This window comes from Pseudomonas sp. GV105, from assembly GCF_003058185.1.
Classification (GTDB): domain Bacteria; phylum Pseudomonadota; class Gammaproteobacteria; order Pseudomonadales; family Pseudomonadaceae; genus Aquipseudomonas; species Aquipseudomonas veronii.
The window spans coordinates 83365-107018 of the sequence record NZ_QBUF01000015.1 but is presented as its reverse complement, the minus strand read 5'-3'; the positions used below and the strand labels follow the sequence as shown (position 1 = coordinate 107018).

The 23654-nt window shown below is 55.9% G+C and carries 17 protein-coding genes and 1 tRNA gene; 10 read left to right on the top strand and 8 right to left on the bottom strand.

What is annotated here, in order from left to right:
• The first annotated feature begins 17 nt into the window (after positions 1–17).
• The 7 genes from C8K66_RS25500 to C8K66_RS25470 all read left to right on the top strand — a co-directional run bounded on the left by C8K66_RS25500 (position 18) and on the right by C8K66_RS25470 (position 9894).
• Positions 18–94: transfer RNA gene (locus C8K66_RS25500), tRNA-Pro, on the top strand.
• A gap of 206 nt (positions 95–300) precedes the next feature.
• Complete coding sequence (locus tag C8K66_RS25495; protein ID WP_108526327.1) at positions 301–3081, top strand: type I restriction-modification enzyme R subunit C-terminal domain-containing protein; 2781 nt, start codon at positions 301–303, stop codon at positions 3079–3081.
• The gene (locus C8K66_RS25490) at positions 3081–4847 is read left to right on the top strand and encodes a restriction endonuclease subunit S (RefSeq protein ID WP_165933341.1); all 1767 of its coding nucleotides are present in this window, start codon (positions 3081–3083) and stop codon (positions 4845–4847) included. The genes C8K66_RS25495 and C8K66_RS25490 overlap by 1 nt, the downstream gene beginning before the upstream one ends.
• Positions 4848–4849: 2 nt before the next feature.
• The gene (locus tag C8K66_RS25485) at positions 4850–6586 is read left to right on the top strand and encodes an AAA family ATPase (protein WP_108526325.1); all 1737 of its coding nucleotides are present in this window, start codon (positions 4850–4852) and stop codon (positions 6584–6586) included.
• Complete coding sequence (locus C8K66_RS30675; protein ID WP_132849958.1) at positions 6583–7395, top strand: hypothetical protein; 813 nt, start codon at positions 6583–6585, stop codon at positions 7393–7395. Before C8K66_RS25485 ends, C8K66_RS30675 begins: the two co-directional genes overlap by 4 nt.
• 1 nt (position 7396) lies before the next feature.
• Positions 7397–8869, top strand: a complete 1473-nt coding sequence (locus tag C8K66_RS25475; RefSeq protein WP_108526321.1) for a class I SAM-dependent DNA methyltransferase — start codon at positions 7397–7399, stop codon at positions 8867–8869.
• Between the two features lie 32 nt (positions 8870–8901).
• The gene (locus tag C8K66_RS25470; RefSeq protein WP_108526319.1) at positions 8902–9894 is read left to right on the top strand and encodes a restriction endonuclease; all 993 of its coding nucleotides are present in this window, start codon (positions 8902–8904) and stop codon (positions 9892–9894) included.
• 323 nt (positions 9895–10217) lie between these two features.
• On the opposite strand, the gene C8K66_RS25465 is transcribed toward C8K66_RS25470, so the two are convergent.
• From C8K66_RS25465 to C8K66_RS31040, 5 genes are all read right to left on the bottom strand, one after another.
• Complete coding sequence (locus tag C8K66_RS25465; protein ID WP_108526317.1) at positions 10218–10838, bottom strand: hypothetical protein; 621 nt, start codon at positions 10836–10838, stop codon at positions 10218–10220.
• Positions 10839–10924: 86 nt separating this feature from the next.
• Complete coding sequence (locus C8K66_RS25460; RefSeq protein WP_108526315.1) at positions 10925–11224, bottom strand: hypothetical protein; 300 nt, start codon at positions 11222–11224, stop codon at positions 10925–10927.
• Between the two features lie 84 nt (positions 11225–11308).
• Positions 11309–14494 carry an exodeoxyribonuclease V subunit beta gene (locus C8K66_RS25455; protein ID WP_108526313.1) on the bottom strand — a complete coding sequence of 1062 codons (3186 nt, stop codon included), beginning with the start codon at positions 14492–14494 and terminating at the stop codon, positions 11309–11311.
• A gap of 2 nt (positions 14495–14496) precedes the next feature.
• Positions 14497–17112, bottom strand: coding sequence for a PD-(D/E)XK nuclease family protein (locus C8K66_RS25450; RefSeq protein WP_256591066.1), 2616 nt, complete (start codon positions 17110–17112; stop codon positions 14497–14499).
• Positions 17113–17578: 466 nt separating this feature from the next.
• Positions 17579–17743: a hypothetical protein gene (locus C8K66_RS31040; protein WP_165933340.1), complete on the bottom strand. Its 165-nt coding sequence runs from the start codon at positions 17741–17743 to the stop codon at positions 17579–17581.
• A gap of 144 nt (positions 17744–17887) precedes the next feature.
• On the opposite strand from C8K66_RS31040, the gene C8K66_RS25445 reads away from it, so the two are divergent.
• The 3 genes from C8K66_RS25445 (at position 17888) to C8K66_RS25430 (ending at position 19741) form a co-directional block, all read left to right on the top strand.
• Positions 17888–18505: a tetratricopeptide repeat protein gene (locus tag C8K66_RS25445; RefSeq protein ID WP_132849957.1), complete on the top strand. Its 618-nt coding sequence runs from the start codon at positions 17888–17890 to the stop codon at positions 18503–18505.
• Positions 18495–18752, top strand: coding sequence for a hypothetical protein (locus C8K66_RS25440; protein WP_108526307.1), 258 nt, complete (start codon positions 18495–18497; stop codon positions 18750–18752). The genes C8K66_RS25445 and C8K66_RS25440 overlap by 11 nt, the downstream gene beginning before the upstream one ends.
• A 236-nt stretch (positions 18753–18988) precedes the next feature.
• The gene (locus C8K66_RS25430; protein ID WP_108526305.1) at positions 18989–19741 is read left to right on the top strand and encodes an NAD-dependent deacylase; all 753 of its coding nucleotides are present in this window, start codon (positions 18989–18991) and stop codon (positions 19739–19741) included.
• Between the two features lie 28 nt (positions 19742–19769).
• Here the strand turns inward: C8K66_RS25430 and C8K66_RS25425 are convergent, their stop codons facing one another.
• The 3 genes from C8K66_RS25425 to C8K66_RS25415 form a co-directional block, all read right to left on the bottom strand.
• Entirely contained in the window at positions 19770–20306 is a 537-nt protein-coding gene (locus tag C8K66_RS25425; RefSeq protein ID WP_108526303.1) for a GIY-YIG nuclease family protein, read from the bottom strand.
• 65 nt (positions 20307–20371) lie between these two features.
• Positions 20372–21385 carry a YafY family protein gene (locus C8K66_RS25420; protein ID WP_165933339.1) on the bottom strand — a complete coding sequence of 338 codons (1014 nt, stop codon included), beginning with the start codon at positions 21383–21385 and terminating at the stop codon, positions 20372–20374.
• A 93-nt stretch (positions 21386–21478) separates the two neighbouring features.
• On the bottom strand, positions 21479–23566 hold the full coding sequence (locus C8K66_RS25415; protein WP_108526299.1) for an AAA family ATPase: 2088 nt from the start codon (positions 23564–23566) through the stop codon (positions 21479–21481).
• Positions 23567–23654 lie beyond the last annotated feature (88 nt).

The window sequence follows — 23654 nt, the reverse complement described above, 5'->3', positions numbered from 1 at the left end:
CCAGTAACACGCCTAGTCGGGGCGTAGCGCAGTCCGGTAGCGCACTAGCATGGGGTGCTAGGGGTCGAGTGTTCGAATCACTCCGTCCCGACCATAAATCTCCAGAAAATCCAATCACTTAGCGGTGGTTGGATTTTTTTATATTTTGGCTTTTTATTGCCGAATGGGATTTTGCTGTTTTCGTTGCCAAATGGTTGCCAATTGAGATTGGCTAGCCAGTCTCGTGAGATTAGGATGTTGCTTAGAAGCGGAGTGGTTTTGTTCCTACCCATTTGCGCGTAATTTGCAGGGATTAGCATCATGACGCCAGAATTAAAAGCCCGTCAGCAGATCGACTCTAAGCTTGAAAAAGCTGGCTGGGTTATCCAGGGCATGAAAGAGCTCAACCTTTCCGCAGGTGTTGGCGTAGCCGTGCGTGAAGTCCCTACCGATACTGGTCCGGCTGATTACATGTTGTTCGTGAACCGCACTGCTGTGGGGGTCATCGAAGCCAAAAAAGATAGCGCTGGCGAAAACCTCACCGCCACCGAAAGACAGACCGAGCGCTACGCTACCTCCAGCCTCAAATGGCGTAAGGACAATATCCCGCTGCGCTTTCTGTTTGAGGCCACCGGCCAGATTATCCGTTTTACCGATAACGCTGACCCAGCGCCTCGCTCGCGTGAAATATTCAACTTTTTCAAACCTGGAACACTTGTGACCTGGTTGGCTCAACCGGAAACCCTACGCCGTCGTCTGGCCGAACAAATGCCCGCACTGCCCGAACTCAACCTGCGCGACTGCCAGATCAGCGCAGTTACTGGTTTGGAACAGTCGCTGGCACTGAACAAACCTCGAGCTCTGGTACATATGGCTACCGGAGCGGGCAAAACTTTCACTGCCATCACCTCCGTCTACCGTCTGCTCAAGTTCGGCGGTGCCAAGCGCATCCTGTTTCTGGTCGATACCCGCAACCTCGGCAAGCAGGCCCACCAGGAATTTATGGCTTATACGCCGCCGGATGATGGCCGCAAGTTCACCGAACTTTACAATGTGCAGCGATTGGCTTCGCCTAACATAGACCCGCACTCACAGGTGTGCATCAGCACCATTCAGCGCATGTACTCCATTCTGAGCGGCGAGCCGATTGATGACTCGGTCGAAGATGTCTCACTCAACGAAGTGCAGCAGACGGCTAAACAGGTAAAGCTCGTCCGCTACAACCCAGCTGTGCCAGTGGAAACTTTCGATTTCATCATCATCGACGAATGCCACCGCAGCATCTACAACCTGTGGAAACAGGTGCTCGATTATTATGATGCGAGCCTTATCGGTCTCACCGCTACGCCCGACAAGCGCACTTTCGGCTTCTTCAACGAAAACATTGTCGCCGAATACACCTATGAGCAATCGGTGGCCGACGGCGTCAACGTCGGCTACGACGCATATGAGATTGAGACCGAAATTACCCAAAAAGGTGCCGAACTCAAAGCCAAGGAATACGTCGACCACCGTGACCGGCAAACGCGTAAAAAACGTTGGGGTCAAACCGAAGAAGACACGACTTATACTGGCAAGGAGCTCGATCGCTCTGTAGTGAATGTGAGCCAGATCCGGCAGGTGATTCGCGCCATGAAAACTGCTGTGGAAACGCAGATTTTTCCGGCGCGCAAAGAAACACCCAAAACGCTGATCTTTGCCAAGACTGACAGTCACGCGGACGACATCATCAACATCCTGCGCGAGGTCTATGGGCAGGGTAATGCCTTCTGCAAAAAGGTCACTTACAAAGCTGAAGGAGACGCCGACAGCATCCTTAGTGACTTCCGCAACGAATACAACCCGCGCATCGCCGTCACTGTGGACATGATCGCCACCGGCACCGACGTGAAACCGCTTGAAGTGCTGCTCTTCATGCGCGATGTGCGAAGCAAAGGCTACTACGAACAAATGAAGGGCCGCGGCGTGCGCAGCCTAGATGGAGACAGCCTCAAGCGCGTCAGCTTCAGTGCCGATGGTGCCAAAACCCGCTTTGTGCTGATCGATGCCGTAGGCGTGGAAAAATCTCTTAAAACAGAAAGCCGCCCGCTGGAGAAAAAACCCGGCATAGCGCTAAAAGACCTGCTGCAAGGCGTGGCGATGGGCAGTCGCGACGACGACACTGTACTTTCGCTCGCCAACCGCCTGGTGAGGTTGGCCAAGCAACTGGACGATAGGGCCCAGGCCCGGATCGAGAAAGCAAGCGGCGGCATTCCCGTGGCCGAGTTGGGCAAGGGGTTGATCGCCGCGCTGGACCCTGATGCCATTGTGCAAGCCGCTTTGGCCACCGCCAAGGCCAAGGGCATCACCCGCTCTGAGGACACCTTGCTACCCGAAGAGATTGAAGCCGCCCGCGCTGTGCGTGTGGCCGCCGCCTGCGCGCCCTTCGACCAACCGGCTCTGCGCGACGAGATCGAAAGCGCCCGCCGCGAGCGCGAGCAGATAATTGATCATATCAATCTGGATCAGGTGACCTTTTCAGGCTTCGGTGAGCAGGCGGAAGCGCAGGCCAAAGCGTTGATTCAAACCTTTGCTGACTACCTAAAGCAGCACAAAGACGAAATTGCTGCGCTGGACTTTTTCTACCAGCAACCCTACCAGCGCCGCGCGCTCACTTTCGACATGATCGAAGACCTCCACGAACGCTTGAGTAAGCCGCCGTTGATGCTCACCACAGAGCGCCTATGGAGTGCCTACACCCGCGTGCAGGCCAGTGCAGTGAAGGGGGCAGACCGCAAACGCCAGCTCACCGATTTGGTATCACTGCTGCGTTTTGCACTCGGGTTGGAGGCTGAGTTGAAGCCCTTTGCCGATGAGGTGGATAAACGTTTTCAAACATGGATCTTCCGTCACAACGCCCAGCGCGGCACCGCCTTCACTGCTGAACAAACTGATTGGCTGCGTCTGATGAAAGAGCATATCGCTAGCAGCTGCAGCATCAGCCGGGACGATTTTGATTATGCGGAATTGGCCGGCAAGGGTGGGTTGCAAAAGGCATGGGGCTTGTTTGGTAAAGACTTGGATACATTGATGAATGAAATGAATATGGAGTTGGTGGCGTAATGGCTTTCACAATGACCGTTGCCGAGTTGATAGATGCTGACACGTCGGGAATGCTCGGGAAGCATGCAACCTGGGAGCGTGTACCTCTTGCAGAAGTCGCCACCATTCTTAATGGTGCGCCCTTTGACTCGGCACTATTTGGTACGACAGCAGGAATGCCGCTTATTCGCATCCGGGATGTAATCACTGGTGAAACAAGCACCTATTACTCCGGGGCTTACGAAGATGCTTACCTTGTGCAGCAAGGTGATCTACTGATTGGTATGGATGGCGACTTCAATTCGGGATTCTGGGGCCGTAAAACAGCACTATTGAATCAACGGGTCTGCAAAATTTCACCAATCGAGTCGCTGTACGACAAGCAACTGCTCTCACTCGTGCTGCCTGGCTACTTGGCAGCGATTAATGCTAATACGCCCTCCGTGACGGTGAAGCACCTGTCGTCAAAGACGATTGGTGAGATTGGTCTTCCGCTGCCGCCCCGTGCCGAACAAGCCCGCATAGTTGCGAAACTCGAAGAACTGCTTACCGACCTCGATGCTGGTGTGGATGAACTCAAGGCCGCGCAGAAGAAGCTCAAGCAGTACCGCCAATCGCTGCTGAAATCTGCCGTGGAAGGCTCGCTCACCGCTGAATGGCGTGCCCAGCACACGCCTGCCGAGACCGGCGCACAGCTGTTGCAACGCATCCTCACCGAGCGCCGCGCCCGTTGGGAAGCCAAACAGCTCGCCAAGTTCAAGGAGCAAGACAAAGCCCGTCCCAAGGACTGGCAAAAGAAATACCCCGAGCCGGTGCAGCCGGATATCACCGACTTAGCGGAATTGCCTGAGGGGTGGGTGTGGGCGACGTTGTCGCAGGCTGGGTGGCTTGACCGTGGTCGATCGAAGCACCGCCCGAGGAGCGCCGAGCATTTGTATGGCGGTCCGTATCCCTTTGTGCAGACGGGGACCATACGTCATTCGGACACTTTTATTTCCAGTGTCGAGACGACTTACAGCGAAGCAGGTCTGGCGCAGAGCCGACTTTGGCCAATTGGTACGATGTGCATCACGATTGCTGCCAACATTGGAAAGACGGCCATTCTTACGATGGAAGCCTGCTTTCCCGACAGCGTTGTTGGGTTTCTCCCAGCTACAGAGGAGGTTTCCATTCGCTACGTTGAGTATTTCATGCGAAGTATTCAGCAGAAGCTGGAAAATGAAGCGCCAGCAACGGCACAGAAGAACATCAATCTTGAAATACTTGAAAAAGTTGTAATCCCAATTCCGCCGTTTCGAGAGCAGTGTTGCATCGTCGATGTGCTCGACAGCAATTTTGACGCCGCACGTGAGAATGATCGTTCGATAGAGCTTGGTCTTAAACAGTCCACCGCCCAACGCAAAAATATCCTGCGCGCAGCCTTCGCTGGGCATCTTGTCATGCAAGATCCTAACGACGAACCTGCCAGTGTGCTGCTGGATCGCATCCGCGTGGCGCGTGCGGGCCGCGAGAAACAGTCCAAGATACGCAAAACCAAACAACAGAAGGTGATCTCCTCCGTGGTGAGCAAACTGATTGATGTTCTCGCTGAGGCGGATGACTGGTTGCCGGCGCAAGAAGCCTTCCGGCGCTGCGGTGTGGTTGATGGCACACTGACAGATTGTGTCGAGGAGCTATATGCCCAATTGCGACAGCTCCATGTTGTGGAAAAGCGTGTACAGGTGAAACCAGTAATCAATGAGCACGGGCTCAGGACGGGTGACCTGCTTAAGCTAATAGCGAACTGACCATGCGCCTAGATAAGTTCACTATCGGTAGTGATAAAGCCTCGATAAATGGGGTAGATAACCATCGATTTAAAAACTTGAAGAACGTCACCATCGACTTCGATCAGGATCACTGGGTCACGGTGGTGATCGGTTGGAATGGCACCGGCAAGTCCAACGTGCTGGAGGCGCTGGCCATCATCTTCCGCGACTTGATTGCCAAACAACGCTCACCGGCCTTTGCTTTTCAGCTGTCCTATCGGATGGGTGCGGGTCAAAACCTTCGTCACATTTACATCGACGCAGACCCTGATCGTGCTAAGGATGCTTTCCTCATTCGCGTTGCCGATACCAAGCAGAACAACCTTGTTGATAGCGTACTGGACTTTGGAGACGGGGCAGATAAACTACCCCCGTGGGAGCCAGTCAAGCTCACAGCCTTCCTGAATGCGGACTATAAGTATTTGCCGCGTTACGTGTTCAGCTACTACTCGGGCGAGAGTCCGCGCATGCATGAGGTGTTTCGCCCCTATCTGGAAGGCTACGACAGCAAGCTGCGAAACGGCGAAGACCCCGGTCTGAAACGGCTTTTCTATGCTATGCCGGTGCATAGCCAGTTCGTGCTGCTCGCTTTTATGATTCAACAGTCTGACGTGGTGCGGGCTTTTCTCGATGACCATCTTGGGATTGATCCTGACGAAGGTATTGAGTCGGTGCTGTTCGTGCTGCGACAACCGCCTTGGAAGTCTAAAGCGCTGGATGGCGACCCACGGTTTTGGAATGCGCGGGGCGTGGTAAGGGACTTTCTTTCTCGCTTGCACGATATTGCCCTGGCGCCCATCGAAATCAGTCGGCAGGTTCCCACGTCAATCTGGAACAAGACAAAGTTACAGTTCAAGTACCTGTACGTGAAAGACATCGCTGCGCTGCGGCGCTTAGTGGGCAACCAGACGCCTGCGCAGTTCTTTCGTGATTTGGAGAGCACCTACGTCTCCGAGTTGATCGAAGAAGTGCGTATCCGTGTTCGCCTCAAGAAGAACGACGGCACCGTTACGTTCCGCGAATTGAGTGAAGGCGAGCAGCAGCTGCTGACCGTTTTGGGCTTACTGCGTTTTACCTCCGAGGATGAAAGCCTGTTCTTGCTGGATGAGCCGGACACGCATTTGAATCCGCGCTGGAGCGTGGATTACATCTCGTACTTGAAGCAGTTCATTGCCAACGGAACGAAGCAAGAAGAAACCAGCCACATCCTGCTCACCACACATAACCCGTTAGCTGTTGCCGAACTGGATCGCGAACAGGTACAGATTCTGAGGATGTGCGCGCAGGATGGGCAGCGTCAGATCGTAGCTCGTTATCCAGAAATGGCGCCGCGCGGCATGGGTTATGCGGCGATTGTCACCAGCGACATGTTTGGAATCGCTTCATCGCTGGATCAACCAACACAAGAGCTATTAGAGGCACAGCGTGCGTTCGCTTCCAAGGAACGGCTTACTCCGGATGAGCAGCGCGAGTTAGACAGCATCAACTCACAGCTCGATCGGCTCGGATTCCGCTTCTTCCACCCAGATGATGAGTATTCACGTTACTTGCGTTTGCGGCATGAGCTGCTGGCGACGCACTTTGAGACGGATCTTCCCCGAGAGCTTGCGCGGAAGGTCGTTCAAATGTCCCGAAATGATCGAGAGGCGTTGGCCAGGCGCCTCATTCAGCAGTTGGTCAAACAACGCGACCTTTCAGATCAGGCGGGGCAATCGTGAGGTATGTGGATTTAAGAAGGCTGGCCAAGCCAGATGGGTGGAATAATCGCGCCAGCGCCGCAGCTGCTGCCGTCTCGAACGGAGCAAATCCCAACGATCATGATGTGGTGTGGCGAGAACTCAAAAACGGATTGGCGGACTTGCTGCATGATAAGTGTTGGTACTGTGAGTCCACCGTAGATAGGTCAGACAACGCGGTCGATCACTTCCGCCCGAAGAACCGTGTAAGCGATGCCGCCAATCCTCATACCGGTTACCGATGGTTGGCATTTGACGCGAATAATTTTCGCTATGCGTGCACCTATTGCAACAGTCGGCGCAAAGACCTGGAAGGAGGAACGGCTGGAGGAAAGGCTGATCGCTTTCCACTGTTGAACGAGGCACAACGTGTCTATATAGCGGGTCCCACAACACTAGAGCGCCCCGTGCTTCTGGATCCTTGTCATCCGTTGGATTGGAAGCTTGTGGGGTGTCAGCAAGAAAATGGAAAGCCTTGTGCCGCCAGTCAAGAGCCGGTAGCCAAGCAACGCGCAGAGGTGTCGATTGAGGTGTATCACCTCGACTACGGCCCAACATGCACTCGGCGTCTTGGTTTTGCTGCACAACTGGTATCAGACGTCGATGAGGGCAAGCAGCTATATGAGGCCTTGAAATTCAACCCTGACAAGGAAGTTGAGTTCAATAACGTCTTGGCACGCCTCCTTCGGCTCATATCACGTGATGCGCTCTACAGCGGAGAAATGAGATTTTTACTAGGTGCGCTGCGAAGCAACGAGCACCCTTGGATACAAGAATTATTAGAGGTCTGATATGAACGCAAGCTCCCTCGTCCAGAAAGTCTGGAACTTCTGCCACACCTTGCGCGACGACGGCGTGGGCTATGGCGACTACCTGGAACAGCTCACCTTCTTGCTGTTCCTGAAACTGGCGCACGAATACGCGCAAGAGCCCTACAACCGCGAAACCCACATTCCGAAGGGCTATGACTGGGCCAGTCTGACCTCCAAAGTGGGCGAACCGCTGGAAGCGCATTACCTGGCTACGCTGCACAAGCTGGGACAAGGGTCCGGCATGCTAGGTGCTATCTTCTTCAAAGCACAGAACAAGATACAAGACCCGGCCAAGCTTTCGCGTCTGGTACAGCTGATTGACGCCGAAAGCTGGATCAGCTTGGGCGCCGACACCAAGGGCGACCTGTATGAAGGCCTTCTGCAGAAGAACGCCGAAGACACCAAGAGTGGCGCGGGTCAATACTTCACGCCACGCGCGCTGATCGAGGCGATTGTGGCCTGTGTACGCCCCGAACCGATGAAAACGATCGCGGATCCGGCTTGCGGTACAGGCGGCTTCTTCTTGGGCGCATACAACTGGCTGACGCGGCCTGGTGCTGCGCTCAACAAAGCACAAAAAGAGTTCCTGCGAGAAAAGACCTTTCACGGCAACGAGATCGTGTCAAACACTCGCCGTATGTGCTTGATGAATCTTTTTCTGCACAACGTTGGCGAACTTGATGGTGAGCCCTTGGTGGCGCGTTCTGATGCGTTGATCACTGAGCCTAAACTTAAAGTGGATTACGTGCTGGCCAACCCGCCCTTCGGCAAGAAGAGCAGCATGACCATCAGCAATGAAGAGGGCGAGGAAGACAAAGAGGCGCTGACCTACGAGAGGCAGGATTTCTGGGAAACCACATCGAACAAGCAGCTCAACTTCCTGCAGCACATCGTCAGCATGTTGAAGGTGGATGGTAAAGCGGCCGTGGTGTTGCCAGACAATGTGCTGTTTGAAGGCGGCGCGGGCGAAAAGATCCGCAAGAAGCTGCTGGATAACTGCGACGTGCACACGGTGTTACGCCTACCTACGGGTATCTTTTATGCCCAGGGCGTCAAAGCGAACGTAGTGTTCTTCGACAGCGCGCCCAAAGATGGGCGTGTGCATACCAAGGGCGTGTGGTTCTACGACCTGCGCACCAATAAACATTTCACGCTAAAGACGCGCACACTCAAGCCTGTTGATCTGCAAGATTTCGTCACCTGCTATAACCCGGAAAACCGCAACGAGCGCAAGGCTACGGAACGCTTCAAGTTTTTCAGCTATGAAGAGTTGATGGCACGCGACAAGGCCAGTCTCGACATCTTTTGGTTGAAAGATGACAGCCTGGACAACTTGGATGACCTGCCGCCCCCCGATGTGCTTCAACTGGAGATCATCGATCATTTAGAAGCAGCTCTGATTGCTTTTCGCGAGGTCGCTTTGAATTTACCGCAATCAGAAGTGGTCGGTTGAGCCCGAGGACTTTTGGGCGCGGAGGAGATGACATGAATCGAATGTGGATGGTACGTGGCGAAGCTGGAAGTCTTTACGACGCTTTTCGGGAGCGCGAAGTGGCCGCTATCGGTTGGAGCCGGCTGGCCGCCCATGCGAAGCCCGGCGTTGGGCGTAAACAGTTAATTGCTCTCTACCAATCCGCTGAGCCTCAGATGAAACAGGGCACGGTTATTTCGGGTGCCTCGCAAGTGTGGCGCTTCGTAAACGAGATTCAGGACGGTGATTGGGTTGTTACTTATTCACCTGCCAATCGTCTCTATCTGGTCGGCAACGTCAAGGGACCGGCCGAGCACCATTCAGAATGGGCTGAGCAAGGCATGTCGCTGGTGCGCAAGGTGCAGTGGCAGCAGCAGGAGTTGCCGCGTGACAATTTGGGTACCAGTACCAAGAACAGCCTGGGTTCGACTTTAACCTTGTTCGAGGTGCCTTCCAGTGCTGCAGCCGAAGTAATCGCCGCGTTGAAAGGTAAACCAGTACTGCAAGTGGAAGATGAGGCTGAAGAAAGTATCGCTGATCCGCTGGCTGACATTGAGTCTCAGGCGTTGGAGCGAATCAAGGATCGAGTAAGTGAACTCGACTGGGATGAGATGCAGCAGCTGGTTGCAGGGATCCTTCGTGCGATGGGCTACAAAACTCAGGTTTCGCCACCAGGTTCCGACCGTGGCAAAGACATCGTCGCCTCACCCGATGGCTTCGGCTTTGAGCACCCGCGCATTGTAGTGGAGGTTAAGCATCGTAAGGGGCAGATGGGTAGTCAGGACATCCGCAGCTTTCTTGGTGGGCGGCACAAGGATGATCGGGGTCTTTACGTAAGCACGGGAGGTTTCAGTAAAGATGCCCAGTATGAGGCAGACCGTGCATCCATTCCATTGGCGATGTGGACGTTGGATCACGTTGTGCGGGCCTTAATTGAGCATTACGATTCCACTGATGCAGAGACCAAACGCATCGTTCCATTGAAGCGGTTGCACTGGCCGGCGTAAGCTCGGTGTGGACGGTATTTACCCATTTGCTTTGGCATTTAGGCCACGGGTTAGGTAAAAATAATAGCTATACCCCGAGCGACGAAGTGACTGCTGTTGCCGCTGACGAATAACCGATCCGGCACTGGCTATTCTGCCTGCTAAACATATCGGGCAGGTGTTGAAAACTGTAGATACTCCCGATAACAGCTCCCGGGCGGCTTTCTCGGACGCAGCGTGGAACAATGATTCAGGCGGAGTAAGGGCGTATTTTGGACAAAGTTACGCCCTAAGTCGGTTTTTAAGCTCGATTACTTTAGCTCATGACATCCAGATGTACCTCGTCAATCGAACATCAATGCCCGCGTCAAACTAAGATCATAATCCGTATCACCCAAATGGCTAGCCATACACATCAAGCCAAACCCCACTGCCTTATGCTTGCTCCAAAGTCTTTCAAGATTTTCTACCAGCGGCAGCAAGCACTTTTCTTCGTAGGGGGTGAGCTCGTAGTCGCTAGGCTGCGAGCCAATCGTGTCGAAGTAATCGTTAGCCACCAGCTCTTCCTCTGCATCCGATCGCAGACAAGTCATTTCATCGTAGGCGCTGTAACAGGTTTCGCGCTCCTCGGCCATGAACGCTTGGAACTCGGCTTCGTCGTCGGGGAATTCCTCCCTCAAGTCATCGGGTACATCGGCCAGGCTTTTTATGAGCTTCCCACGATAGTCCTGCTTGAGTCGGGCAACGAAGTAATCGAGGCGATCGAATTTATCGGAGGTGTCCGATAACCATCCGGCTTTGACGTTCAACCATCGCGCATCACTGACTTTATCCATCAGCGTGTCCAAGTCGTCTCCCAGTGGGGTACGGTCGAATACCGTTTTCAGGAAATCGTGCTGCTTGTTGAACTCGTCGTATTGTTTTTCGTAAGCAGAATCTATTTCGTTCGCTTGTTTGATCGTCATAGGTAAGGCTCGTTTGGACTGCCTAAGAGTAGGGCGGTGGTCTGGAAAGTGGCTGTGATTCAGATAACGAAAAACCTGCCAGGTCGTTATTCTTCGACGCCCATTACCGTGTATACGCCGGGCTTTACCCGCACGTACTGGACTTTGGCACCTTTACCAACACTGAATCCATCCGCACCTGTCTTTCCATCTTGTGCGTTGTTGGCGACGGTGGTCCCAATCGCCGACTTCTTGAAGAACTCGAAACCAATCCGATATTTTTCCACCAGCTCCTTACCCTCGGGGCACATTACCCGGCGTCGCTCCGAAGTCAGCTCCTGAACCTCGAAAGGGTCGTTCAGTGCACCATTACGTGTTTCCAGCAGAATTGATTCATACAACGTCATGCTTTTTTCCTTAGAGGCAGGCGGTCAGAAGGAATCCTGACCGCCGGGATTGATCGTTAATGCGCGGGTGAAACACGCTCATTGTTAAAAAACGCGAACCGCACCAGCCGCCGTAGGTAGGAAGAGCCAAGCCTCTGTCACAGGTTTGCCGGATGCCGCCTCAATCGCTTGGGCATAGGCGTCGAGTTGGCCGGCATGTTCTTGGGCCAGCCGCTCCCACTGTGCCTCTGGAGATGGATTGGATTTATGGTCAATCAGTACCCAGCCATCTTTTGTATCCAGCAGCAGGTCAATCCGTCCATTCAGTACCTGCCCCGAGGTGAGCAACTGTTGCACCGGGTACTCGGCCATGGCTTCAGCCTGCGGCCACCGGGACTCGATCCAGGCATGCAAGGCAAATAGCTGATTGATGACCTGGCTGGCGCTCACATGCTCATGTACTTCATGGCTCAGCAGCAGGCGCTGCACTTCGTCCAGGACGACGGGACGGCTTGGATCTGTAAACGAAAGGCACAAGCTGGCGTGAATTGCGGTCCCCAATGCACTCATTTCAGGGCTGCCCTGCAAGGCAATGCGGGTGCCGATTTGGCATTTTTCGCCGGCGCCTGTCACCGAGCGGGTGCTGCTACTGGACGGTTGAAAGCTCAATTGCATACGGGGCTTGGCAACTACCAGTGGGGCAAACCAATGCAGATTTTGCACGGCAACTGCGATAGGTTCTGGCGCATTGCCGGCGGTCAGTGTTCGACAGTCGGCCGGCAACGATTTCCCGCTAGGTAAACGTAGAACTTGCTCGCCTGGGGCTGTCATCAACCACGGCGCTTGAACGCAGTCGAGCCACTGCCCGGTTGTTTTTCTGCCGGAACGTGCGATCACCAGCAGATCGCGGGCTCGGGTCATGCTCACGTAGAGCAGGCGTTTTGCTTCTTCAACAGCTTCCTCTCGGCACGTTTTGGCCAGGCTGGTCTGCTCGAACTTCTCGGCCAGTGGGACCTTCTGCTGTTTGCCTAGAGGCCAAGGCCAGTAGCGGATGAAGCGGTCGTGCAATGGTTTGTGCGGATCGAACGCGCTATTGGAGCGCGAAGAAACGGACCATAGGCGGTCGCCAATATCGCGCGCCAAATCCATCAGGATGACCACTGGCCATTCCAGGCCTTTGCTTGCGTGGTGGGTCATCACCTGAACGGCGTCCAACGCCGGTGTGGCCAATGCATCGTTGTTGGTGCTGGCCGTTTCGCCCAACCAGAGCACCAGCCCGGAGATAGATGCAGCCCCCAGCCCATTTCGGCATAGGTCCTCATATTGCTGCGCCAAGTCGATTATTGCGTCGAGGTTGGCAATGCGCTTTTGAGCCTGTGCTGGCGAGGTCGACCAACTCGTGACGCGCGAGGGTAAGTCACACTCAGCGATTAAGCGCTGCAACGCTTCCACAGGCGTCAGCAATGGAAGGTCCGCGCGCAGCCGCGCCACTGCCGCAACCAAGGGGTGTGCCCGATAATCGTCGACGTCTTGCTCGCGCCACAGCGCTTTTGGATGACCCGCATGCAAATAACGCAGGCGCTCCGCAACCCAGCTCTCCGGCTCTTCTGCCTCAGCCAGCGAAACAATCTGCGCGGTAGCCAGGGTATCGAAGGGGTCATTCAAGCGACGCAAGCACGCCAGCGCCAGGGTTGCTTCTGCGGTAGCCAGCAAGCCGGGCTGCGCAGTGGAGCAGGGCATTCCTGCTGCAGCGAGGGCGGCGGCCACTTTGGCGACGTTGCTGTGGGAGTAGCAAAGTACGGTGATATCGCCCAGCTGGACGTCACGGATTTCCTTGCTGGTTTTATCGAATACCTGATGCCGGTTTTTCACCAGTTGGCCAATGCCTTCGGCCAACGCACTCACCTGCTGCTCGGCATTGCTGCCATCGAGTAACCAATTGGCGAAGGCGGGCCCGGGCAGTTGGTCCGCTCGAGTAGGTATCAGCTGAACTTCGTCGGGCGGCAAGCTGCTGGAGAACGCCGGGCCAAACACTTCGTTCGCCAGCTCGACCAGCTCCGGTCGTGAGCGCCACGAGTTACGCAACACCTGTTTCTCACCGCCCATTTCGGGTAACGCGTTGAGGATGGCCTGCATCAATGCACAGTCGCTGCCACGGAAGCCATAAATGGCCTGCTTGATATCGCCTACCCAGTAAACCCGTTTGGCAAAGCGCGAAAGCTTCAGGAAGACTGCCAACTGCATCGGGCTGGTGTCCTGGAACTCGTCAACCATGACCAGATCAAGTTCTTGCTCCAGCACCTGAATCACGGCGGGGTTGTCTAGCAGTTTCAGCAATGCGTGTTCCTGGTCGGCAAAGTCCAGCACGCCGAGCTCAAGTTTGCTCTGGCCGTACACGTGCAATGCGTCGATGGCCAAGGTGAACACCTGTTCCAGATACACCGTGATATCGCGATGCAAGTCCGTGTGTTCTGCGTAGCGCGCTACCGTTTCGGTCAGGCTTGCAACCAATGGCTTGAGCTTGGCTTCCGGGGCCGATTTGGCCAACTTTGCCCAGGCACTCCAGCGCGCGTTGCCTTGCAGCAACTCACGGTGGAAATCCATGAGCAGGGATACATAGTCCGCCGTAAGCTTTATCTTGCTTTTGGCAGCGATCAGTTGTCCAAGCACATCAGGAATGATGCGTAGGAGCTCACCACTCAAGTCGGTTTTGGTCGCAGTGGGAAAATGCTCAAGCATGTCCTCGGCATTGCGGACAGCAAAGCCACGCGCCAGATCGAGGTCGATGTCGTTGGTGCGTAGCTGATCTAACAGTCGGCGCAGTTCATCGAGCCAGTTATTGCTCGCATAGTCGCCCTGTTGATGAGTGACTTCTAAGCCCAGACGGCGTGCGATGGCAAGGAAGGTGTCCATGCTTTCACCATGCAGGACCCGATCTACTGCCTGATTGAGCAGCACTTTTGCCTGATTCTCTTCCAGGACTCGTTGTTGTGGTGGCATGCCTGCTTCAAATGCGAAGCGCTCAAGCAATTGGCCGCAAACGCTGTTGACGGTGCCTATCCGGGCTTGCCCCATAGAGGTCGCCAAGCCAATCTCACCTTTTTTGAGCAAATGGCTGCGTACTCGCTCGCGAAGTTCGGCCGCCGCTTTTCGTGTGAAGGTGGTGGCAATAACGCCTGCAGGTTGGACCTGCTGACTGAGCAATTCCTGGTGCAGAATCTCTGTGAGCCGGTGAGTTTTTCCGCTGCCGGCGCCTGCGCTGATAAAAGTGATGTGCGCGTTCTTAGGCATTGTCATTGCTCCCATCCGGCCAGGGCCAGGTAGTCGTTGTAGGCTTCCTTGAGGTATTCCATTGGCATCGCTTTCTCGGGCGGTGTTGAAGCCTCGTCCTCTTCAATGCTTTCCAGTGCCACTTCAAAGACGCCCGCAGTGATTTGCGCCTGACGCCATTTCCAGGCCTCGGTAAAGCTCTGCCAGAGTTCGGGCGTGGTGCTTGGCGGATTGGCGGGCACCCGTTCCGAATCGGCAAATACGCGGTAATCCGGTGTCAGCAGGCGGGCGGACTCCAGAATGAAATACGCCACGGACGGCAACGAATTGGTCTCCTGACGCAGCAACTCGGCATAAATCGCCAGTTGCAAATGGCGGTTCGCTTTGAGTTGTTCGGGATATTTTTTGCCGCCGGCCCACTTCATATCGACGATGGCTCGATGCCCGTCTTCTGTAGTCAGTACCAGGTCGGCAGAACCCGCCAGAGCGCCTCCAGCGAATTGCCCGTCCAACGCCTGCTCTGCGGTTACAACGCGGACATTGGCATTGGCAAAGTGTGCTCGCAGCTGGGTCATTGCACGCAACACTCGGTGGCGCAGGGTCGACAGATCAGCACCGCGCCCCTCCATCAACAGCACTGCCCCTTCTTCACGCACCACGCGCGGGAAATGAGTCGAGAACCACGCGGCGAAGGCTGCCGCGTCCATGGTCAGCGCGTCGGCTCGGCTGAAAAAGTGTTCAGCTAAACGGTGAGCAAGCGAACCGTTCAGAAGAAAACTGTCGCTCAGACTGAGACTCTTGGATGCCTGAATCTTGGCTCCGTATTGCAGCAGCCATTGGTAAGGGTTGAACAGCAGCAGGTTGAGGCTCGAGAAAGAGGCTTTTTCTGGCAGAGCCAGTGGCATGTCTGCCGGCAGCTTCCACCAGCGTTTGCGCACTGGTAGGGGGGTCGACGGTTGTGGCTGAAATAGGAGGCCGGGCGCAAACAAAAGGTCCTCCAGCGCATGTACTTTTGGGTGCTGAGCAACCGTTTCGATCATCTGCCAAAGTGGGTGACTTTCCTCGTGTGGCGGCGCCAGCACCAGCGTTAGATTGCGGTTCGCGACCAGCAAAGGCCGTAGCCAGTCTTGGGCCGCTTGAGCCAGCAGCGTTCCACCGTCGGGCAGCGCCACTCCTGCATTTGCGAGTTGCAGCAGTTCCGCCTTGGACCACGGCGAAATGGCAGGCAGTGCCGGCATGGCCAGATTCCACCACACCACCGTGTCCGAGCTCTCAATGGCGGCCCCCGGGCGGGAAACGGTCGAATGAGCGCCGACCTGGGCGGCCAGTAACGGATTATCCGTGCCACTCGCAGTGGCCTGTTCGATCACCTGCTGCAACTGCCGCGGACGCAACCGCTCGACGCCTTGAAGTTGAAGCGTCTCTAGTGTTTCCAAAGCAGCTTCGCACTGCGCATAACCCGCCCGAGCAGCTAGGCTGTGTGCGGGTTCTTCGTGGCCCAGGCGCGGTTGAAAGAACGCCAGCAAGCGTTGGACACGCACCAGCACTTCGCTCAGCGGCGCGCCTTCATCAACACTGAACGTGGGAGCTTCGAGCCAGTCGCCAATGGATGTCCGAACACGAGGCGCTTCGGCACCGTAGTGTTCTGCGATGCGCTCCAGGACTGCTTCCCATTCGGCTCCGACAATACCCGGCATACTCGATACCTTGGTCGCCAACTGTCGACGGGCAAACAGCCGAATCGGGCATATCGGATGGGTCAGAAACTGTAATAGCGCTGGGTAATTCAGTGGCGCCCAAAGCAACTCCATTGCCAAAGGCAATACCTGCAGGGTCGGCCGCAAATCGCTGCTGCCATTCAGGCCATGGCGAGCTTGGTTTGCACCGACTAAATGACCATCAAGGCAGCCGCCTTCGGCACCGGCCACCAGCAAGGTCTGCACGCTTTCATCCAGCGAGCGGCTCAACCAGCTCGCCGCCAACACTCGAGTCTGTGCCTGAACTACCTTTACCGTGCCGTCCTCTTGCCACGGCATCGGTGTCACGCGCTCACCGGCAATGCTCTTGCGCAGTTGCGTCTGCAACTGGCCTAGGAAGCCTTGCGCCGTGCCCACGGGCACCTCAAGGCGCTCGTGTGGGAGTTGATGCAGCACCGCTTGCCAACCAAGTGGGTACACCTCCCAATCGTCAGCCAGCAGCACATTCTTGATCGGTGGTCGCCGCACAGCCAGAGCCGCGGCAACATTGTGCAGGCGTTGCCCAATCGATGGCGCGACTACCTCGCGGGCTTTCATCTCTACCTCGGTAAGGTCCTTCAGGCGTTGGCTGGCATCTGCCTCCACGCGCCCATCCCAACCGTACAGATACAAGTCATCTCGCCAAGCCAGCAATGCAGCGGACACACCCAGCTCATCAGCGGAAAAACTGGCGTTGTAGAAACGCTGTGCGTTGTTGCAGTGTGCCAGGCAATCCCGATACTCCGCTGTACGCTGCGCCGTGCAAGGCTGGCGTGCTGTCAGGCCCAGTTGGGTTTCCAGAATATCCAGAAATCCCTGTGGCCCGACCGTCAAAGCGCCCAGCTGATTGCTCGCCCGGGTTGCCCGTTGACCATCGAGTTGCATACCGAACGTGATGAGCATTTCAGACACGTTGACGCTCCTTGTGAACGTTGAGGGTTCAACACACCGCTATCGGTGAGTTGTTGTAACGACCTAAAGGCGAAACACATTTAGCGGCTGGCGGCTACCGTACGGACGAGGTGCGACGGATTGCGTCGTGGTCGACACGTTTGTCAGCGAAGGCGCTGTTCTCGCCATATTTGCGACTTATCCAGGATTGAGCCAACTCAGGGCTCGATGAACACGTAAGGCGAGGTTGGGGTGGTGGGCGTTGCGTTCGTTGTGGTGGCGAGTCTTGAGCGACGGGTAATCCATTCCAGGAGTTTCCTTGGGGCAGAGGATGTCCGCTTGGCCTTGATTATCGAGGCTGTATCGGCGGATTAGGCTCAGGCTTGAGCATTCGGGGATACTCAGTCCAGTGCATTCTCGCGCAGTGTGGCGATAAGCTATCACTTGTTGAGGGGAGGGATCCACAGGTGGAGAAACGTCAGCGAACCTGAGTGGGAGCGTTGAAACACTTGTAACCGGGATACTGGGCTTCGGCAGTGACCTTGGCCATGGCCGAGCTCACTGCTTGTACGGTGATGGTGAAATTGGCTTGCGGACCGGCAGTAGCGATGGAGCGTTGCATGAAGGCGCTGTAGGTTTTCATGAGTGCTGGCTCTGGGTTGTATTGATGAGCCTTCATTGTTGTGATCAGCCGCGACAGGATGTGTCGAGATGCGTGTACGACACAAAATGTCGTTTTCATTTCGATAATGAGCCCTATCGAATGATCAACCGGAAGGCTGTCCGAATGAGCCCTGATGAAAAAGTATTCCAGTTTCTGGATGCCCTGTTGCCCGATGCCGAGAGCATGCGGTTTGTCGAGTCGCGGTCGCCATGCGTTGCGGATGCAGACATTGGCATGCCGTCCTTGAGAGTGTTGAAAGCGCCTGTCGACGGCAATCTTGCCTACCCCACGATCAAGGCCGCGAGCCCCCTGGTCACCATGGTCGATCCCGCGTTGCTGCGCATTCTGTATCGTTCGCTACGCGATGACTCGCTCGCCTCAGACCCGGATGCGCTCAATGATCTTGGCTGGCTATGGATCAACGGTCGTCGCGTCCCTTTCGATAGCGTCCTCGCTCGGCGGTTGTTCAAACTCGCGTATGTGTTGGGATCGGGTGAGGCGGCATTCAATCTTGGCGAGCAAGCCTGGTACGGCCGAGGCATGTGCGTTAACCAGGACCTTGCGACCAGTTACTACGAGCAGGCCTATGAGCGCGGCATCACGTGTGCGGCGCAGGCGTTGGGGCGTTTGTATGAAAAAGGAATGGATGGCCAGGCGCCAGCCTTTGCCAAGGCTACGCACTGGTACCGGCTGGCTGCCGGAGCTGCGTTTGCGTCAGGAGAAAAATGCTATGGGTTTTGAGAGTTGGGCATCGATGGCGATGCTGGGGCTGATCCTTTCAGTGCTGGTTGCGCTGTACACGCGATGCGGCAAAACCTGGCGTTTACTCAGCGATTGGCATGTCACTGCGCAGGAGCGTCGAACTCGCGCGAATTGGCATGTCGAGGAAAATCGCGAGCTCAGATCGGCGCTGCGAGCGGAAAAGGCTCATGTGGAACAGCTACAGCGCAAGGTGGAAATTCTGCAGGCCTTGCTGCCTGTGGCGTAAAGCGAGCGTAACAGAGGAGTAATGACATGCCCATAAGACCAAGACCCTTCACATTTGTCTGTGGCAAATGTGGCTGGAAGAAAACGGTCGTGCCACTTAGCGATGCCCTTGGACCTAGGGATTGGTGCGATCGATGTGAGAAATGTGGAAACGAAGCGTTGACCCGACAACCGGCCAATATGATTGATCGTACGTTGGCGGAATGGTTTGCCCGGTTACGTAGATAGGACGAACTCATGATCGAATTCCAGGGGCAGCGTTTGCGTGATGCTTCCCATGTGGTCGTATTTACTGGCGCGGGAGTTTCTGCCGAGAGTGGCATCCCGACGTTTCGCGACGCCTTGACTGGCATGTGGGAGCGTTTCGATCCAGCGGTATTGGCCACCGCCGACGCATTTCGCAACGACCCGGCATTGGTGTGGGGATGGTATGAATGGCGACGCTCAAAGGTACTTGCTGCCAAACCAAACTCCGCCCATTTGGCTATCGCCGAACTCGCTCGGTTAGTCACCAGGCTGACGGTCATTACTCAGAATGTCGATGATCTGCACGAGCGTGCGGGTTGTCATGGAGTGATTCATTTGCACGGCAGCCTCCATTCGCCGCGCTGTTTTGCGTGTGCCCGGCCTTTTGAGGGGACCACTGATCAGTTGAATGATCATGAAGACGGACGCAGGTTCGAACCGCCACGCTGTCGACATTGTAACGGCAAGGTCCGGCCGGGCGTGGTCTGGTTCGGTGAGTCGCTACCGGAGCAGGCATGGCGTGAAGCGTTGGCGGCTGTCAGAGATTGCGATCTGCTGCTTTCGGTGGGGACTTCGGGGCTGGTACAGCCAGCGGCGGAAATTCCCCGGATCGCCAGGGAACATGGCGCTGTAGTAGTGCATGTCAACCTGCAGCGAGAATCGGTCCATGGAGAAAGGGAGTTCAGTCTCGTCGGCAAAGCGGCAGAAATACTGCCGCGGTTGCTTGCTCAGGCAAACAAATAGCGGACGCCTTCAACGGTCAGCGAATTGCTTAACGAGCGCCCTGTCTGCCGAACATGGGTCTGTTCGAGGCCCACAAGCCATCTTCTATCGCCTGGACGACGGCACCGTCGATCTCTTTGCTGAATCGCCAGGCTTGAATGCGCAACATTCCCTCGTGTTCTGGCAGCCAGTGGCAGAGCTGCATGGCGTAGGTACCTTTATTGCCGAAGCCCAGGTGTTGTTTGATCCGCGAATCCAGGTCGGAGGAGCTCCCAACATACAACAGTGCTGACGCGGGATTGAGACGGCAATACGCCCGATCGTTTTTCCGAGTCTCCTTGGCTTCCTTAAATGCGCCGTGGAGCTCTTTGTATGCATCGTCTTCAACTGAAAACTGATAGATGTAGCGCGCTTTAGAAGAGGACCAGGTCTTCAGAGCTCCCAGCGTTTGAGCGGGATAGCCGCTGCGGATCTCACTGAAAGGAATGCATACGTCATGGAGGCTATCGATAGTTGTGCGTTCGACGTAGCGGGCCAGATCACGCAGATTGCTGGCGATGTCGGTCAGGATGGAAGGTGTAAGCATGTGTTTCTACCTTGTTGAGCATTCGACCAAAAAATAGGCCGGTCGCGTCGGTTGCTTAAAACAAGCTAAATTTCTGACTCATACCCCGCAGCGGCGCGGCGCAATGTATCGCCTACCTGTTGGCGCAGTGCTGCCGGTTCCTGCACGACCAAAGAATCGCCCAACGACAGAATCCACCAGTGCAATTGCCACGTATTGTTGACGGTGGCCTGCACCTGATAACCGTCCGACAATGCTTCGAGCGCCATGTCTTTACTCAGTGGCGTCTCTCGAATCAACCGCGCCTGGTGTTCACTCACCCAAGCCTTGAAGCGGATTTTCTCGGGTTTGCCGAACTGCAGGGCGTCGGTGGCAAGGTAGGTTTGCAGCTCGAATGACTCCAGCCCCTGGCATGGCGTGTCGAGCACCGTTACCGCACGAAAGCGATGCACCGCGAACTGACGGACATCGGTATACGGCGCGGCAGTGGCGATCAGATAGGTGATCAGTCCCCGCTGGACAATCGCCAGGGGGTTGAGAGTCAGTACACTGAGTTTGTCGGTGTGTGCCGAGTAGTACTGACAATGAACTTGCTGTTCGCTAATCAGGGCATGCTGCAGTGCCTCCAACGTTTCTGCCTGGATTTCCGGAGCTCGAAGATTGAAATCCGGCCGAACGCTCGCAACTTTGTCGGGCCAGCGCGCGGCGGGGTTGCCGTCTTCGAGGCCTTTGAGTTTTTGCCGGGCATGCTCGAAGCGCGGTTCCAGCACGCTCAACATGCTGCCCGGGAGCAGTGGACGGATTGCATCTTCGACCAACGCAAGACTTACGGCTTCAGTCAGAGTAATGCCCTGCAACTCGACGCTCACGCCCGGTTTCCAGTACCAACCGAAGGGCGTACCACCATCGTTGCACTGCAATGGAAACACCAGGGACAGGTCACGCAGGTCGCGCTCGATGCTGCGGCGGCTGATGGAGTAGCCAGTGGCCGTCAGGCGAGTCAGCAATTCACTCACTGTGATACCGGGTGAGCGTTTGGGCAGCTGTTGCAACAGCTCCCATTGACGACTCAAAGCGCTATGGGTCTTGGCTGAAGGCAAGAGAATCATCCTTGTAGTGTTGAAGCTGGCCTTTGGCTGGCGAATAAGCCGGTTGTCTGCCTATCGGCGACAGTCCGGCAACCTTTAGTCCGTTTAATGTATGAAACCGATAGGGCGCTGCTGCCCAGTGGACTTCAATTGACACTCGGCAAGCAGTGCTCCTGCCAATTCATCCGCGCTGGCGAATGGCTTGAAGCGCCCCCGGCGCGCGACCGCCGCGAAGTCACCGGGAGTCAGGTATGCCTCGCCGCGCAAGCGAGTCGCAGCACTGTTTTGTGGGTCCTTGAGCGCCAGAGCCTTCAGATGTGCGGCAAACAATGCCTGAGCCTGAGCGGTTGCCAGGTAGCCGAAATGCACCTTAAGGTCGAAGCGCCGCAGAGAGGCTTGATCCAGATCGAGGATCAGGTTTGTGGAGGCAATGAACAGCCCTCGGTAGCTCTCCATTTGCGTGAGCATTTCATTGACCGCAGTGACCTCCCAGCTTTGCCGCGCCTTGCGCCGGTCCTGCAAAAAACTGTCGACCTCATCCAGCAGGAGTACGGCGTCTTCGCGTTGCGCGAGCTCGAAGGCAGCCGCCAGATTCTGCTCAGTTATTCCTACGTAAGGGGATACGAGGTCGGAGACTCGCTTGACCATCAGCGGCTTGCCCAGCTCCTGCGCCAGCCAGTGGCCAAATGCGGTTTTGCCAGTGCCGGGTGGCCCGTAGAAACACAACCGTGCTTGTGGATGAGAGCGCAAACCGTCAACCAGTCCGTCCAGTGGGAGGTCGGCGTTGATCCACTCCGGAGAATAAAGCGCTGGCAAAGCGCTGTCGGTGTGCTGAAGTTTTTCGAACCTTTGAGCTTTCAGCGTGCCGTCGACAATGCAGCGTATAGTGTTATCCAGCGCCTTGCTGGCGCGCTGCGACACGCTGCGTCCTACGCGCACTGCTCGCTCCAGCACGGCAGGCGTCATTCGCTCGTGCGCACTGAGGTGTTCGATCAACTGATCGCTCAATTTGCCACCGCCACACTCGCGCAGCATCCGCTTGCGTTGTGCCAGCGGCGGGTTGGGCACCTCGATCACCATATCGAAGCGTCGTATATGGGCGGCGTCGATAGCCTCTATGCTGTTGCTCAGCCAGAAACACGGCAGCGTATTTTCTTCCAGCATGCGGTTGATCCAGCCTTTCTGCGAGCGACTATTGGCGTCTGTGCTGGCGGTCTGGAAGATGTCTTCGATCTCGTCAAGTACGAGCAAGGCGCGTTGAGAATGCAGCACACTGTTGGCCGCGCGCAGGGAGCACAGACGTTGCTTGGCGGACACCGGGTCGCCTTGGCTGTCAGTGCAGGCGACTTCATAAAGAGCGCTGCCCAGGCTGTGAGCGATCAGACGACTGAGTTGAGTCTTGCCAGTACCAGGCGGGCCATACAGCAGAATGTTCACACCTTGACGCCCTTGGGCCAAGGATTTGCTCAGGTAGCGTTCGGCGATCATCAGCGGCTGTCTGACATGACTGTAATGCTCCCAGCTCAAGCTGCCGGGTGGACTCAAACGAAACGCATATGCGAACAGCTCCAGTGGCGTGCCTTTGCTGAAGCGCAAGAGGCCAGGCAGATCCGGGTTGCTAACCGACAACATCGAACTCAACGCCATGACGGAACGATGGTTATTGCTTATTTCCAGCAGTCCGGTGCGCATCAGTGGGCTGTTATGCGCCAGGCAGGCCTCGACCTCCGGCAGCGGCAGGCCCAATAGTACGGACAGCACTTTTATTGCACGGTTGAGTCCCAGCATCCCCAACTGATCTGTAGCATCACTGAGTGTCGGATCGGTGTGCATCAGCACGCAAAAACCGAGCACCTGGAGCTCTGCGTCGGCCAAACCCAACAATTCTCCCAATGCCTCAAGATTGGTCGCCAGGCTGTCCGGGTAGGGCGCATACAAGGGATCAGCGTTGAAGCTACGAGCGCCTTTGCGCAGTGTCGCCAAGGCAAGTGCGGGACTGTAATTATCACCGTCTATCCATTTGGCCAGACCCAGTTCATGCGCCAGATCCTCATCATTGAGGCCGTGTCGGCTGATAAAGGTGCGATGTCCCCCCAGATCCAGCAGCAGTTGGAAACTCCACTTCAGCGATAGCGCACAGGTGTCAACGGCGCGGCGGCTGCCGTGTGCGAAAGGGTTTAATCGGGTTCCCATGCTAGATCTCCTGATGCTGTGGAGGCGGCAGGGTAGGACGAGCAGTGGTCAGGATGTGTCGTGGTTGTCGTGCGTATTGAGTGATGTC

What these genes read in the sequence shown, in the direction of transcription:
- C8K66_RS25465 (WP_108526317.1), bottom strand. Translation starts at nt 10,838, where the DNA reads ATGACGATCAAACAAGCGAACGAAATAGATTCTGCTTACGAAAAACAA.
- C8K66_RS25415 (WP_108526299.1), bottom strand. Translation starts at nt 23,566, where the DNA reads ATGGGAACCCGATTAAACCCTTTCGCACACGGCAGCCGCCGCGCCGTT.
- C8K66_RS25430 (WP_108526305.1), top strand. Translation starts at nt 18,989, where the DNA reads ATGATCGAATTCCAGGGGCAGCGTTTGCGTGATGCTTCCCATGTGGTC.
- C8K66_RS25455 (WP_108526313.1), bottom strand. Translation starts at nt 14,494, where the DNA reads ATGCCTAAGAACGCGCACATCACTTTTATCAGCGCAGGCGCCGGCAGC.
- C8K66_RS25490 (WP_165933341.1), top strand. Translation starts at nt 3,081, where the DNA reads ATGGCTTTCACAATGACCGTTGCCGAGTTGATAGATGCTGACACGTCG.
- C8K66_RS25495 (WP_108526327.1), top strand. Translation starts at nt 301, where the DNA reads ATGACGCCAGAATTAAAAGCCCGTCAGCAGATCGACTCTAAGCTTGAA.
- C8K66_RS25485 (WP_108526325.1), top strand. Translation starts at nt 4,850, where the DNA reads ATGCGCCTAGATAAGTTCACTATCGGTAGTGATAAAGCCTCGATAAAT.
- C8K66_RS25475 (WP_108526321.1), top strand. Translation starts at nt 7,397, where the DNA reads ATGAACGCAAGCTCCCTCGTCCAGAAAGTCTGGAACTTCTGCCACACC.
- C8K66_RS25445 (WP_132849957.1), top strand. Translation starts at nt 17,888, where the DNA reads ATGAGCCCTGATGAAAAAGTATTCCAGTTTCTGGATGCCCTGTTGCCC.
- C8K66_RS25460 (WP_108526315.1), bottom strand. Translation starts at nt 11,224, where the DNA reads ATGACGTTGTATGAATCAATTCTGCTGGAAACACGTAATGGTGCACTG.
- C8K66_RS25440 (WP_108526307.1), top strand. Translation starts at nt 18,495, where the DNA reads ATGGGTTTTGAGAGTTGGGCATCGATGGCGATGCTGGGGCTGATCCTT.
- C8K66_RS25470 (WP_108526319.1), top strand. Translation starts at nt 8,902, where the DNA reads ATGAATCGAATGTGGATGGTACGTGGCGAAGCTGGAAGTCTTTACGAC.
- C8K66_RS31040 (WP_165933340.1), bottom strand. Translation starts at nt 17,743, where the DNA reads ATGAAAACCTACAGCGCCTTCATGCAACGCTCCATCGCTACTGCCGGT.
- C8K66_RS25425 (WP_108526303.1), bottom strand. Translation starts at nt 20,306, where the DNA reads ATGCTTACACCTTCCATCCTGACCGACATCGCCAGCAATCTGCGTGAT.
- C8K66_RS25450 (WP_256591066.1), bottom strand. Translation starts at nt 17,112, where the DNA reads ATGCTCATCACGTTCGGTATGCAACTCGATGGTCAACGGGCAACCCGG.